Annotated in this window: 15 protein-coding genes; 13 read left to right on the top strand and 2 right to left on the bottom strand. The window is 72.0% G+C overall.

Annotated elements, in window-relative coordinates:
* Positions 1-13: 13 nt before the first annotated feature.
* From dapE to ACSQ11_RS00720, 9 genes are all read left to right on the top strand, one after another.
* A complete protein-coding gene (gene dapE / locus ACSQ11_RS00760) occupies positions 14-1,096 on the top strand; it encodes a succinyl-diaminopimelate desuccinylase (protein ID WP_436002119.1) in 1,083 nt (360 codons plus the stop codon).
* 9 nt (positions 1,097-1,105) lie between these two features.
* Complete coding sequence (locus ACSQ11_RS00755; RefSeq protein ID WP_436002117.1) at positions 1,106-1,957, top strand: TIGR00730 family Rossman fold protein; 852 nt, start codon at positions 1,106-1,108, stop codon at positions 1,955-1,957.
* Between the two features lie 47 nt (positions 1,958-2,004).
* Positions 2,005-2,340 carry a hypothetical protein gene (locus tag ACSQ11_RS00750; protein WP_436002115.1) on the top strand — a complete coding sequence of 112 codons (336 nt, stop codon included), beginning with the start codon at positions 2,005-2,007 and terminating at the stop codon, positions 2,338-2,340.
* Positions 2,321-2,743, top strand: coding sequence for an SRPBCC family protein (locus ACSQ11_RS00745; RefSeq protein WP_436002113.1), 423 nt, complete (start codon positions 2,321-2,323; stop codon positions 2,741-2,743). Before ACSQ11_RS00750 ends, ACSQ11_RS00745 begins: the two co-directional genes overlap by 20 nt.
* Entirely contained in the window at positions 2,740-4,890 is a 2,151-nt protein-coding gene (locus ACSQ11_RS00740) for a hypothetical protein (protein ID WP_436002111.1), read from the top strand. Before ACSQ11_RS00745 ends, ACSQ11_RS00740 begins: the two co-directional genes overlap by 4 nt.
* Positions 4,887-6,200: a hypothetical protein gene (locus ACSQ11_RS00735; RefSeq protein WP_436002109.1), complete on the top strand. Its 1,314-nt coding sequence runs from the start codon at positions 4,887-4,889 to the stop codon at positions 6,198-6,200. The genes ACSQ11_RS00740 and ACSQ11_RS00735 overlap by 4 nt, the downstream gene beginning before the upstream one ends.
* Positions 6,201-6,328: 128 nt before the next feature.
* Positions 6,329-6,505 (top strand): DUF3117 domain-containing protein, encoded by a 177-nt coding sequence (locus tag ACSQ11_RS00730; protein ID WP_082569572.1) that lies wholly within the window; start codon positions 6,329-6,331, stop codon positions 6,503-6,505.
* Between the two features lie 74 nt (positions 6,506-6,579).
* Positions 6,580-8,094, top strand: a complete 1,515-nt coding sequence (locus ACSQ11_RS00725) for a leucyl aminopeptidase family protein (RefSeq protein ID WP_436002106.1) — start codon at positions 6,580-6,582, stop codon at positions 8,092-8,094.
* A complete protein-coding gene (locus ACSQ11_RS00720) occupies positions 8,091-8,456 on the top strand; it encodes a hypothetical protein (RefSeq protein WP_436002104.1) in 366 nt (121 codons plus the stop codon). Before ACSQ11_RS00725 ends, ACSQ11_RS00720 begins: the two co-directional genes overlap by 4 nt.
* A 16-nt stretch (positions 8,457-8,472) precedes the next feature.
* On the opposite strand, the gene ACSQ11_RS00715 is transcribed toward ACSQ11_RS00720, so the two are convergent.
* Positions 8,473-9,108, bottom strand: coding sequence for an O-methyltransferase (locus ACSQ11_RS00715; protein ID WP_436002102.1), 636 nt, complete (start codon positions 9,106-9,108; stop codon positions 8,473-8,475).
* A gap of 101 nt (positions 9,109-9,209) precedes the next feature.
* Here ACSQ11_RS00715 and sigE point away from each other — a divergent pair, with 101 nt between their 5' ends.
* The 4 genes from sigE to ACSQ11_RS00695 are packed head-to-tail and all read left to right on the top strand — an operon-like array spanning position 9,210 to position 12,250.
* Positions 9,210-9,860 carry an RNA polymerase sigma factor SigE gene (gene sigE, locus ACSQ11_RS00710; RefSeq protein WP_436002100.1) on the top strand — a complete coding sequence of 217 codons (651 nt, stop codon included), beginning with the start codon at positions 9,210-9,212 and terminating at the stop codon, positions 9,858-9,860.
* The gene (locus ACSQ11_RS00705) at positions 9,860-10,414 is read left to right on the top strand and encodes a hypothetical protein (RefSeq protein ID WP_436002098.1); all 555 of its coding nucleotides are present in this window, start codon (positions 9,860-9,862) and stop codon (positions 10,412-10,414) included. Before sigE ends, ACSQ11_RS00705 begins: the two co-directional genes overlap by 1 nt.
* Positions 10,411-11,817 (top strand): S1C family serine protease, encoded by a 1,407-nt coding sequence (locus ACSQ11_RS00700; RefSeq protein WP_436002096.1) that lies wholly within the window; start codon positions 10,411-10,413, stop codon positions 11,815-11,817. Before ACSQ11_RS00705 ends, ACSQ11_RS00700 begins: the two co-directional genes overlap by 4 nt.
* Positions 11,818-11,845: 28 nt before the next feature.
* Entirely contained in the window at positions 11,846-12,250 is a 405-nt protein-coding gene (locus ACSQ11_RS00695) for a twin-arginine translocase TatA/TatE family subunit (protein ID WP_436002094.1), read from the top strand.
* Between the two features lie 44 nt (positions 12,251-12,294).
* On the opposite strand, the gene ACSQ11_RS00690 is transcribed toward ACSQ11_RS00695, so the two are convergent.
* Positions 12,295-13,440 (bottom strand): Mrp/NBP35 family ATP-binding protein, encoded by a 1,146-nt coding sequence (locus ACSQ11_RS00690; RefSeq protein WP_436002092.1) that lies wholly within the window; start codon positions 13,438-13,440, stop codon positions 12,295-12,297.
* Positions 13,441-13,447: the final 7 nt, after the last annotated feature.

Raw genomic sequence — 13,447 nt, 5'->3', positions numbered from 1 at the left:
TAGGGTCTGGCGTATGCCGCTCGACCTCACCGCCGACGTTGTCACCCTCACCGCCGCCCTGTGCGACATCGAGTCGGTGAGCCAGGACGAAGCCGCGATCGCGGACGCCGTCGAGGCTGCCCTCACACCTCTCGAGCACCTCACGGTGACGCGCATCGGCAACACCGTCGTCGCGCGCACCGAGCAGGGGCACGGCGAGCGGGTCGTCCTCGCCGGACACATCGACACGGTCCCGTTGACCGACCCGCCCAACCTCCCGGTGCGCCGCCTCCCCGGGGGTGACGGCGAGGGCGAGGTGCTGTGGGGTCGGGGCACCGTCGACATGAAGGGCGGCGTCGCCGTCCAGCTGCGGCTCGCCGCCACGGTTCCCACCCCGAGCCGCGACGTGACCTACGTCTTCTACGAGGGCGAGGAGATCGAGAGCGAGTACAACGGGTTGCTCCACGTGCAGCAACAGGCGCCCGAGCTCATCGAGGACGCCGACTTCGCCGTGCTGCTCGAGCCGACCGGAGCCATCGTCGAGGGCGGGTGCAAGGGCACGATGCGGATCGACATCACGACCAAGGGCGCAGCCGCTCACTCGGCGCGACCATGGAACGGGCACAACGCCATCCACGACGCGGCCGACATCCTCAGCCGGCTCACGGCATACGAGACGAGGACGGTGACCGTCGACGGACTCGAGTACCGCGAGGCCCTCAACGCCGTGAGCATCAGCGGCGGCATCGCCGGCAACGTCATCCCCGACCGCTGCACCGTGAGCGTCAACTACCGCTACGCGCCCGACCGCAGTGAGGAGGAGGCCGTCGCGCACATGCACGAGGTCTTCGACGGGCTGACGTTCGAGGTCACCGACAACGCCGGGGGAGCGCGGCCCGGCCTCGACCTGCCCGCCGCCAAGGCGTTCGTCGAGGCGCTCGGCGTGGACGTCATCGCCAAGCAGGGCTGGACCGACGTCGCCCGCTTCCAGGCGATGGGCGTGCCCGCCGTGAACTTCGGCCCCGGCGACCCCAACCTCGCCCACCACGACGAGGAGCGCTGCCCCGTCGACCAGCTCGTGTCGGCAGAGGCGGCCATGCTCAGGTGGCTCGCCTAGGTTGGTGCCGTGAGCGACGCGACCCCCGACCCCCGGACCGACCCCGCCGCTGAGCCCGTCCCGCCGGCCGACACCGACGAGCAGGACTGGGACGCCTCTCAGGACTACTTCCAGGGACCGGTCGTCATGCGCCGCTCCCGCGTGCCGCACGAGACGACGGACCAGCGGCTCCTCGACAGCCGCGGTCCGGCCGACTGGGTGCACGCCGACCCGTGGCGGGTCATGCGGATCACGTCCGAGTTCGTCGAGGGGTTCGGCGCGCTCGCCGAGCTCGGCCCGGCCGTGAGCGTCTTCGGCTCGGCGCGCACGAGTCCCGACGACCCCGCCTACGCCCTCGGCGAACGCCTCGGCGCCGGTCTCGTCGGCGCCGGATACGCCGTCATCACCGGTGGTGGCCCGGGAGCGATGGAGGCGGCCAACAAGGGTGCGTGCCAGGCGGGCGGGACGTCCGTCGGTCTCGGCATCGAGCTGCCCTTCGAGACCGGCCTCAACGAGTACGTCGACCTCGGCGTGAACTTCCGCTACTTCTTCGCGCGCAAGACGATGTTCGTCAAGTACGCGCAGGGCTTCGTCGTCCTCCCCGGCGGCTTCGGCACGCTCGACGAGGTGTTCGAGGCCATCACGCTGGTGCAGACCCAGAAGGTCACGTCGTTCCCCATCGTGCTCATGGGCTCGGACTACTGGAAGGGGCTCCTCGACTGGCTCCGTGGTTCGGCGCTCGCGGCCGGCACGATCAGCGCGAAGGACCTCGACCTCATCAGCGTCACGGACGACGTCGACGAGGCCATCGCGATCATCGTCGAGTCGGACCGGGCCCTGTCGGCCGAACCCCCCGAGGGCACGGGTACGCACGCCGAGTGAGCCGCCGAGTGGCCCGCGCCGGGTGGCCCGCGCCTAGGATCGGCGACGTGGAATGGGTCGCCCTCGCACTGCTCGCCGTCGCCGTCGTCGCGATGACGGCGCTCGTCGCGACGGGGCGGGTCGCCCCGGCCCTGCTCGCCGAGCCCACCCGCACCGTCCCACCGCTCGAGCTGCCGGATGCACCCACGAGCTCCGACGTCGACCGGCTGAGCCTGGGCACGACGGTCTACGGCTACGCCGCCGAGGACGTCGACGCCGCGCTGGACGCCCGGCGCCATCGGCTCGCCGACCAGGAGCGCGCGCTGAGCGGCGAGCAGCAGCGCTCCGCCGTCGGGCGGGACTCAGCCAGCGAGCGGGACGGTCATGTTCACCCTCACGCGTGAGAGTGCGCTGTCGCCGGCCGAGCTCTGGGCGCGGGTCGCAGCCCTCGCCGACCACGCCGACACCGTCCCGCTGACGACGACCCTCGCCGACCCCGGCGAGCCGGCGGTCGGCTGGCACTTCACCGTCCGGACCGCCCTCGGGCCGCTTCACTTCGACGACCCGATGGTCGTCGAGGAGTGGGACGCGCCGCGCCGGTGGCGGATCCGCAAGACGGGTCTCCTTCGCGGGTGGGCCGAGGCCGTCGTCACGCCGTATGCCGGTGGGTCCCGTCTCACGTGGACCGAGGAGCTGTGGTTCGACGGGATCCCGGGCCTGCGCCGGCTGACGCGGCCCATCGCGGACGTCGCGGGGCGGGTCGTCTTCGGTCGCGTGGTCGACCGGCTCGTCGGGGGAGAGTCGTGACCTGGGCGCTGCTCCTCAGCCTGCCCGTCATCGCCTGCGCCGCCGCGATCGCCGGGCTGTTCGCACGGCGTGAGGCGGTTTCTCGCGCCGGGGCCGAGGACGTCTTCCGGATGCAGCTCGTCGGCTACCCGACGAGGCGGGTCGACGAGGCCCTGGCCCGGCTCGACGCCCAGATCGCCGCCAACGACGCGCTCCTCGCAGGTGGGACGGACGCCTGGGGCGAGCACCCGGCATACGCCCCGTCTTCGGCACCAGCGACAGCGGCACCAACAGCGGTGGCGGCAGCGGCACCGACAGCGGCGGCGGCAGCGGCACCGGTCGTCGCAGCGTCCGCAGAGGTGGCCGGGTCCTCGACCACCGTTGCGGACGCGCGAACCCCAGCCTGCGGCATCGGGTGGGGGACGATCGACCTCGTCGTGGTCGCGGTCTACGTCGGCACCGCGCTGCACGTGCTGTCCAACCTCGTCACGCGGATGTCGTCGGGCTACCTCTCGCAGGGCGTGCAGGACCACCAGGCGTTCGAGTGGTACTTCGGTGCGTCGGCGCACAACGTCGCCACCCTCTCCAACCCGCTGTTCAGCGACCGCCAGAACTTCCCCGACGGGGTCAACCTCATGGCCAACGCGGCGGTGACGGGGCTCGGCATCCCGCTGGCACCGCTCACCCTCGTGCTCGGCGCCCATGTGACCTTCTTCGTCGTCGAGCTCCTCGGCCTCGCCGGCACCGCCGCCGCCTGGTACTGGTTCCTCCGTCGTCGAGGGCTCGTGCGCCCGGCCGCGGCGGTGGGTGGCTGGGTCACCGGCTTCGCCCCGGCGATGGTGTCGCACGCCAACGGGCACCCCAACTTCATCGCGCTGTTCCTCATCCCGGTGATCCTCGACCGGCTCCTCCGGCTCGCCGAGGGGGAGCGGCGGGTGCGCGACGGCATCGTCCTGGGGCTGCTCGTGACGTGGCAGATCTTCATCGGCGAGGAGCCGCTCCTCCTCGCCGCCATGGGGATGCTCGTCGTCGGCTTCGTCCTGCTCGTGCACCGCAAGCTCGACGTCGCCCGAATGGTGCCCGGCGTCGCCATCGGGGCCGGACTCTCGCTGCTCCTCGTCGCCGTGCCGCTGTGGTGGCAGTTCTCGGGGCGGCAGAGCTACACCTCGATCTATCACCTGCCCGGGGGCAACGACCTCGCGTCGCTGTGGGGTCGAGCCACCCGCACCATCGGGACCGACCCGTGGTCGTCTGCGGCCCTGTCGATGAACCGCACCGAGGAGAACGCGTTCTTCGGCATTCCGCTGTGGGTCCTCGCCGGACTCATCACCGTCGTCCTCTTCCGGCGGCCGGTCGTGCAGGCGCTCGCCGTCCTCGCCGTCACCGCGTCCTGGCTCTCGCTGGGGGAGGAGGTGGTCATGCGGGGCCGGCCGACCGGCATACCGGCTCCGTGGGCCCTCTTCGACGAGCTCCCGGTCCTCGAGAACGTGCTGCCCACGCGCTTCGCGATGATCGCGATCCCGGCCTTCGCCGGGCTGGTGGCCATCGGCATCGACGCGGCGTTCCGTGCGGCGCCGTTCGGCGCGACCACGCCCCAGGGCGGGACCGAGGGGCCGAGGCTGCCGTCGTGGCTGGAGCCCCGTGTCGCCGGGTGGGCGGTCACCGCGGCCGCCGCCGTGGCCCTCCTGCCGATCCTGCCGACTCCCCTCCAGGTCGACCCCCGGCCGGCGGTTCCGACCTTCTTCACCGGCGACGCCTGGCGCGACTGGAGCCACGGCGGGTCGATCCTCGCCGTGCCGCCGACCGACATCGTCGATGCGCGGGCCTTCGACTGGCAGCTCGCCGCGGACACCCTCGCGTTCCCCATCGTCGAGGGCTACTTCGTCGGGCCCAACGGCCAGCCCGACCGGGGCGGCCAGTACGGCGCGACCCGGCGTCCCCTCTCGCTGTGGCTCTACGACGTCAACGCCGCCAACGTCGCGACCCCGGCGACGGACGCGCAGCGCGTGCAGTTCCTCGCGGACCTCGGGGCCTGGCGCACGGACACGGTGGTGCTGCCGATGCGCGACCAGACCGCGGCGCTGCGCGACTCGCTCGTCACGGTGCTGGGGGAGCCCGTCCAGGTCGAGGACGTCTACGTCTGGGACGTGCGAGGGCTGCGGACGTGACCACCGCGACCGAGCCGGTGGAGTCGACGGAGCCGGAGGCGGCCCGCCACTCGATGTCGGTCCTCACGGTCGCAGGACGACGCCGGCTCGGCAGCGTCGCGCTCGCCCATCCGGTGCGGACGGTGCTCCTCGCCTATGTCGTCTCCCGCCTTGTCGCTGTGGGCGCGATGTGGGTCGCCGCGACGTGGTTCCAGAACCCGGCCGGCGTCGGGCACCTCGCGCCGCACGTCGGCGACCTCATCTCGCTCTGGGACGCCGAGTGGTACGAAACCATTGCGACACAGGGCTATCCGGTCCCGTTGCCGGCCGACCCCGACACCGGCAAGCTGACCTACAGCGCATGGGCGTTCTACCCGCTCTTCCCGTTCCTCGTGAAGGGGCTGATGGCGCTCGGCCTGCCGTTCACGGTCGCGGCGGTCGGTCTCAACGTCGTGCTCGGCGGACTCGGCGCGGTCCTCATCTGGGCGATCTTCCGGCACGGCCTGCACGTCTCTCCGCGGCCCGGCCGGGAGCGGCTGGCCCTCGTCGCTGCGTGCATGTGGTGCCTCTACCCGGCGACCGGCGTCATGCTCAAGCCCTACACCGAGCCCCTCGCGGTCGTCCTCGTCGCGGCCTCGCTGCTCTATCTCATGAGGCGCCGGTATGCCGTCGTCGCAGCCCTCGCGGTCCCGCTCGGCTTCACCCGGGGCGTGGCCCCGGCGATCGGCTGCGCCGCACTCATCCACCTCGTCGTCCGGATCCGCGAGGAGCGGGAGGCGGGCGTCGCGCCGCTGCGAGGGGCCCGCTGGTCGGCCGCGCTCATGCTCGTCGTCACCGGGCTCTCGGGCCTCGCCTGGCCGGTGACCGTCGGCGTGGTCAGCGGCATCCCCACGGCCTTCTTCGACGTGCAGGAGGCGTGGGGCCAGAAGCCGGCGTCCGGGCCCTTCATCCTCTGGATCCAGTGGGCGTGGGAGGCTCGCGGGATCGTCGGTGTGCTCGTCCTCGTGGCGCTCGCGGGCACCTACATCGCGCTCATCCTCGGGCGGCACGGGAGGTGGCTCCCCGTCGAGGTGCGCGCGTGGGCTCTGGCCTACCCCGCCTACCTCTTCGCGGTCGTCCGGCCGATCACGAGCATGTGGCGCTTCCTCCTCCTGGACTTCCCGATCGCCGCCCTCCTCGCGAGCGTGGCGATGCGCACGTCGACGGGAGAACGCATCGTCACGCACTGGCGCCGGAGGGTGGCCGTGCTGCTCGTTCCCGTCGTCCTCGGTCTCGTGTGGTGGACGTGCGTGCTGCTCACCTACACGCCGTGGGGATCGCGTCCACCGTGACCCGTGCGGGGTACCCGATTTCGTCACGCCTGCACGACCGGGGATAATGGACGCGAGACCGGTGCGCCAACGCCGGGACGCGAACACGTGACGCATGACCATGCGCTACGCCGACGAAGGGAACACCCATGGCGGCAATGAAGCCCAGGACGGGCGATGGCCCTCTCGAGGTCACCAAGGAGGGCCGCGGCATCGTGCTGCGCATGCCCCTGGAGGGTGGTGGCCGACTCGTCGTCGAGATGACTCCGGACGAGGTGCGTGCGCTGGGTCAGGCGATCGACGACTGCGAGGCGCTGAAGAAGTGACCGTCCGCCGTTGACGTGACGAGGGCCCCCACCGCCGTGGTGGGGGCCCTCTCGCCGTCGGTAGGGTCGAGGCCGTGCCTGCCGAAGACCTCCTCGCCCCGTCCGTCCCGACCTGGTCCGCCAGCGACGGACCCCTCGTCGACGTCCTCGCCGACCGCGACCCGGACGACCTGGCCCTCGTCGTGGGGATCCTCGCCGGGGACGAGCCGTGGGACGCCGGCACGCGCGAGGCGCTCGAGGGTGCCGGCTTCGACCCCGACGTCCTCGTGGAGACCCACGAGCCGAGTGGCTCCGCCGGTGCCTCCACCCTCGTCCGTATGCCGCGTGGCGAGCAGTCCGCCCGCGTCCTCGTCCTCGTCGGGCTGGGTTCCGGTGCGCCGGCCGACCTCCGTGCGGCGGGGGCCGCCGCCGGTCGGGCGGTCCGCGGGCGTGCACAGGTCGTGGTCCTCGCCCCGTCGTCCGACGAGGCCGGGCACTCAGCGCTCGTCGAGGGAGCGGTCCTCGGCGGCTGGGCGCCCGCGCGCTACACCGAGGGCGGGTGGGTACCCGGGGCCGAGGTCGCCGACGAGGTGGTGCTCGTCGGCGCCGAGGCCGACGTCGTCGAGCGCTCCGTGAGACGCGCCGGGGCCACGCTGGTGGCCCGCAACCTCGCCAACACCCCCTCCAACATCAAGAACCCGGCGTGGATGGCCCGACAGGCACGCACGGTGGCCAAGCGCTCGGGTCTCGACGTCCGCGTCTGGGACGAGTCCGCGCTGCGCCAAGGCGGCTTCGGCGGGCTGCTCGCCGTCGGCGGCGGCTCCGCCACGCCGCCGCGCCTCGTCCAGCTCGGCTACGCACCCGAGGGTGCGGAGGCGAGCACTCCCCACGTCGTGCTCGTCGGCAAGGGCATCACGTTCGACTCGGGTGGCCTCCAGGTCAAGCCGCCGGAAGGCATGCTCGCCATGAAGACCGACATGTCGGGGTCGGCGATCGTCCTCGCCGTCCTTGCCGCCTGTCGCGACCTCGAGGTCCCGGTCCGGGTGACCGGCCTGCTCGCGCTCGCCGAGAACATGGTGGACGGCGCGGCGTACCGGCCGGGTGACGTGGTGACCCACTTCGGAGGCCGCACCGCCGAGATCGGCAACACCGACGCGGAGGGGCGGATCGTCCTCGCCGACGCGCTCGCCTATGCCGACGCCGAGCTCGACCCCGACGTCGTCGTCGACATCGCCACGCTCACGGGCGCTGCCCGCGTGGCCCTCGCCCGCTCGATGGCTCCGGTCTACGCGACCGACGACGAGCTCGCGTCCCATCTCCGGGAGGCGGGTGAGACAGCAGGTGAGACGCTGTGGCCGTTCCCGCTCGTCGCCGCCTACCGTCGGGCACTGGAGAGCGACGTGGCCGACATCAGCCACATCGGCCCCTCCGTCGGAGGTGGGTCCATCACGGCGGCACTGTTCCTGCGCGAGTTCGTGGGGGAGCGCCGCTGGGCACACCTCGACATCGCCGGCCCCGGCCGCTCCGATGTCGACTCCGGAGTCCACGGCAAGGGTGGGACGGGGTTCGGCGCCCGCCTGCTGCTGCGATGGTTGGAAGGTCTCTCATGAACGCCGGATACGGACTGGCTGTGCGCTGGTCGCTCGAGAACGCCCCCGAGGACGCCCCCGACCGCCTGCGCGAGTATGTCGTCGGGACCTCGATCGCGAAGTTCATGTTCCTCGACGGGCTCGCCTTCAAGGTGTGGCGCATGCGCGAGGGCGAGTGGTTCGAGGGAACCTACGTCTTCGACAGCGAGCAGGAGCGCAAGGTCTTCCGCGAGGAGTTCGAGGCCACGGCCGCCGAGTCCAAGGGCTCCGAGCTCATCGGCTCGTCACCGACCGTCATCGAGGAGTTCGAGGTCGTCGCGATCGCCGAGGGGCCCGCGGGCTTCCGCCGCGGCGCCGGCCCGCACGTCGACGCCCACGCCTGACACTTGTTGCGCGACCTCAGCGCTTGACGGCGACGAACAGTCCGTCGCTCACGGGGAGCAGGCTCGGCACGAGGTCCTCGTTGTCCCTCAGCGACTTGCCGAGGTCTCGCAGCGTCGTCGTGTCCGCGTCGCGGGCCGCGGGGTCGGCGACCTTGTCGTGCCACAGCATGTTGTCGAGGGCGAGCACGCCGCCGCTGCGCAGCAGCCGGATCCCGTGCTCGACGTATGCCGGGTAGCTCCCCTTGTCGGCGTCGATGACGACCATGTCGTAGGCGCCGTCGGTCATCCTCGGGAGCACCTCGGTCGCGCGACCGGTGATGACGCGGGTGCGCTGGGTCGGGTAGCCGGCACCGGCATACGCCTCGCGCGCCGCACGCTGGTGCTCGGGCGAGATGTCGATCGTCGTGAGCACGCCGTCGTCGGGCATCCCGGCGAGCACCCAGAGGCCGGAGGTGCCTGCACCGGTGCCGACCTCGATGACGTGCTTGGCGCGGATGGCCGCAGCGAGCATGCGCAGCGTGGCGCCGGCACCCGTCCCGACCGGCGAGGCGGCGTCGAAGGCCAGGCCGCGGGCCCGGGCCTGCTCCATCGCCTCGGGCTCGGTCACGAAGTCCTCGGCGTAGGTCCAGCTCGCAGGCTTGAGGGTGCTCATGAAGCGGAACCCTACTCGTGGGTGGACCCATCTCCGGACTCACAGCCGCCGTACAGGATCCTCCGGAACATTTCCCGGCTCCGGGACGTAGACATCGGTGTATGGACAGCCACGGGGCAACCGAGCAGGGGACGACGATGACCACCGATGCAGGCGCGATCACGGGGGAGTGGACGCCGCCGACCTGGGAGCAGATCGTCGAGGAGCACTCAGCGCGCGTCTACCGCCTGGCCTACCGCCTCACCGGCAACGTCCATGACGCCGAGGACCTCACGCAGGACGTCTTCATCCGGGTCTTCCGCTCCCTCCACACCTTCCGCCCCGGCACGTTCGAGGGCTGGCTGCACCGCATCACCACCAACGTCTTCCTCGACAAGATGCGCCGCAAGCAGCGCATCCGCTTCGACGCCCTCTCCGACGAGTCGGCGGCGCGCCTGCCCAGCCGTGAGATCGGCCCGGAGCAGTCCTACGCCGACACGCACTTTGATGACGACGTCCAGCGGGCGCTCGACTCGCTCGCGCCCGACTTCCGGGCCGCCGTCGTGCTCTGCGACATCGAGGGGCTGTCCTACGAGGAGATCGCCGCGACCCTCGACGTCAAGCTCGGCACCGTCCGCTCGCGCATCCACCGCGGCCGCGCCCAGCTGCGCGAGGCTCTCGCGCACCGGGCTCCCGAGGCCCGTCAGGCCGCCACCACCGGCGGCTCGGCCATGCGCCCCGGCCTCCTCACCCCTGCGCGAGGTGCCGTGTGATGACGTTCTCGCGCTCCGCGCGCTGCCGCCTCGACGAGGTCTCCGACTACGTGTCGGGGCACCTCTCGGAGCAGCGCGCCGCGGCGTGGGACCGTCACCTCATCTCGTGCGTGAACTGCCAGCACGCCGTCGCCGGTGAGCGTCGCCTCCAGACGCTCCTCGCGTCCGGGTGCCCCTCGATGCCCGGAAGCCTCCACGCGCAGCTCGTCGCTCTCGCCTCGTCCATGCCCGGACCGGCGACGGCCCCGACCGGGGCGCGCGCACCACTCGAGATGGTGCCGCCATCGGCGCCGCCCGCGCACCGCAGTCCGCTGCGGTCCGCAGCCCTCGCCACCGCTGCCGCGGGTGCCACCGCAGCCGTCGCCTGGTCGCTCAGCGTCTCCGCCCCGGGGGCCCTCACGACGTCGGTCGGTGGGGCCACCCCGAGCGTGCGCCCCGCCGCCGGCTCGAGCGCAGCCACTGGTGCGACCCGCCTCCGGGTCGTGTCGACCGCGTGGACGGGTCGCACCTCCCTGCGAGATCTGGAGCTGTGCGAGGCAGAATCTCGGACATGACCGAGGACAGCACCCGCCGCTTCGACGAGACGTCCGGCGCGGACCCGCAGGACACCACCGAGGTCGACCTCAACCGGACGCAGGAGATCGGTCCGGCGCCCGGCCAGGCCCCGCTGCTTCCCCCGCAGGAGCCCGCGGCGCCCACGTGGTGGACCGAGGCCAGTGAGCCCGCAGCCGCGCAGGCGGCCTCGCCCGCACAGGGTGGGCACACGGCATACGGTCCGCATGCGAGCACGGCGACACCGAATCCGTATGCCGTGTCGTCACCGGCCGCCTCCTCCACCTCGCGCGGTGGTCCCGGATGGCCCGGCGTCTTCCTCATCGCCGGCCTGGCCGCGCTGCTCGCGGGTCTCGGCGGCGGGCTGCTCGGTGGTTGGGTCGGTTCGACCGACCGCTTCGACGGCCTCGACCTCAGCCGTGGCTCGGACGACGGCTCGGCACCCGAACCCGGCGCGGGGGCGACCGAACGACCCGAGGGCAGCGTCGCCAACATCGCGGCGAACGCCACCCCGAGCGTGGTGACGATCCGCGTCGAGGCGACGGGTGGCGACGGCACCGGCTCGGGCTGGGTGCTCGACGACAAGGGCCACGTCGTCACCAACAACCACGTCGTGTCCTCGGCCGCCTCGGGTGGCGAGATCACCGTCGTGCTGTCCAACGGCAAGCAGTCCAAGGCGACCATCGTCGGTCGTGACGTGTCCTACGACCTCGCCGTCCTCAAGGTCCAGCGCACCGACCTCACGCCGCTTCCGCTGGGGGACTCGAGCACGGTCGTCGTCGGCGACCCGGTCATCGCCGTGGGTGCCCCTCTCGGCCTCGAGTCGACCGTCACCACCGGCATCGTCTCGGCGCTCAACCGGCCGGTGACGCCGGGCGAGGCCAGCGACCAGTCGTTCATCAACGCCATCCAGACCGACGCCGCGATCAACCCCGGCAACTCCGGCGGTCCGCTCCTCGACATGAAGGGCCGCGTCATCGGGATCAACACGGCGATCGCCCGCGTGGCCGGCTCGACCATCGGCGGCCAGAGCGGCAACATCGGCGTCGGGTTCGCCATCCCCAGCGCCCAGGTCAAGATCACCGTCGACCAACTCATCCGCACGGGCAAGGCCGAGCACCCGGTCATCGGCGTCATCCTCGACCGCACCTACCAGGGTGAGGGCGTCAAGATCGGTGCCGACACCGACGAGACCCCCGCCGTCACGCCGGGTGGGCCCGCGGACAAGGCCGGTCTCGAGGCCGGCGACGTCATCACCGCCTTCGAGGGCCGCCCCATGGGCAACCCCGACGCGCTGGTCGTCGCGATCAGGTCCAAGCCGGTGGGCTCGACGGTGTCCCTGACAGTGGTGCGCGACGGCAAGCCACGGGATGTCAAGATGGTCCTCCAGGGCAGGAGCGACTGACGCGCCGCAGGGCGCACGGGAGGACCGCGTGTTCGGCATCAACGGCTGGGAGATCGTCCTCCTCGCCCTCATCGCTGTCTTCGTCCTTGGGCCGGAGCGGCTCCCCGAGTACGCCCAGAAGCTCGCCCAGATGATCAAGAAGGCCCGGGTCATGGCCGAGGGCGCCAAGGGGCAGCTCAAGGACCAGCTCGGGCCGGACTACGAGGACATCAACTGGCGCCAGTACGACCCGCGCCAGTACGACCCGCGCCGCATCGTGCGCGAGGCCCTCGTCGAGCCCCTCGAGGACGCCGCGTCCACGCTCAAGTCGGGTGGGACCAACGACGACATCGGCGAGGTGTCGGCGTTCGGCGGCGAGCGGCCCTGGATCCAGCAGGATCCGGTGGCCTGGGACCCGATGCGTCCGACGCCCTACGACGTCGACGCGACCTGACCCTCACCTTCTCCGACCACCCCGGCCGGGCAGCCGGAGGGGACTCAGCGTCCGGCGGGTGTGAGGCCGAGCGAACGCCCGGCCAGGCCACGCGAACGGTTGCCGAGCTCACGAGCGATGCCGCGCAGCGCCACGGCCGCGGGGGACGTCGGCTCGCCGAGCACGACCGGGCTGCCCTGGTCGGCGCCGATCCGCAGCGAGGTGTCGAGCGGGATCTGGCCGAGGAGCGGCACCGGGGCGCCGATGCTCCGGGTGAGCGAGTCGGCGACGACCTGACCGCCACCGGAGCCGAAGATCTCCTGACGGCTGCCGTCGGGCAGCTCGAGCCAGGACATGTTCTCGATGACGCCGGCGACGCGCTGGTGCGTCTGCACGGCGATCGCGCCGGCGCGCTCGGCCACCTCGGCCGCGGCCTGCTGCGGCGTCGTGACGACGAGGATCTCGGCGCCCGGGATGAGCTGGGCCACGGAGATCGCGATGTCGCCGGTGCCCGGCGGGAGGTCGAGCAGGAGGATGTCGAGGTCACCCCAGAAGACGTCGGCGAGGAACTGCTGGAGGGCCCGGTGGAGCATCGGTCCGCGCCACACGACCGGCTGGTTGCCGGGCACGAACATGCCGATCGAGATGACCTTCACGTCGTGCGCGATGGGCGGCAGGATCATCTCGTCGACCTGGGTCGGCTTGTGCTCGACGCCCAGCATGCGGGGGATCGAGAAGCCGTAGATGTCGGCGTCGACGACGCCCACCTTGAGGCCCTGCTCGGCGAGGGCGGCCGCGAGGTTGGCGGTGACCGAGGATTTGCCGACGCCGCCCTTGCCCGACGCGACGGCATACACGCGGGTGAGGCTGCCGGCCTTGGCGAAGGGGATCTCCTTCTCGGCGGCACCCCCACGCAGGTTGGTGCGCAGCTCGGCGCGCTGCTCCTCCGACATCACCCCGAGGGTGACGTCGACCGAGGTGACACCGGGAACCTTCATCAGGGCTGCGGTCGTGTCCTTGGTCAGCGTGTCCTTGAGCGGGCAGCCGGCGATGGTGAGCAGGACGGTCACGGCCACCCGGCCGGTCTCGTCGCACTCGACGGACTCGACCATCCCGAGCTCGGTGATCGGCTTGCGGATCTCGGGGTCGTTGACGGTGGAGAGAGCGGCGCGCAGGGCCTCGTCGCTCACGGGTGCAGCGGTGTCAGGCATTGCTCCA

This window comes from Knoellia sp. LjRoot47 (assembly GCF_964253435.1).
In the GTDB taxonomy this organism is placed as follows: domain Bacteria; phylum Actinomycetota; class Actinomycetes; order Actinomycetales; family Dermatophilaceae; genus Knoellia.
This window is presented reverse-complemented; position numbering and strand designations above follow the sequence as displayed.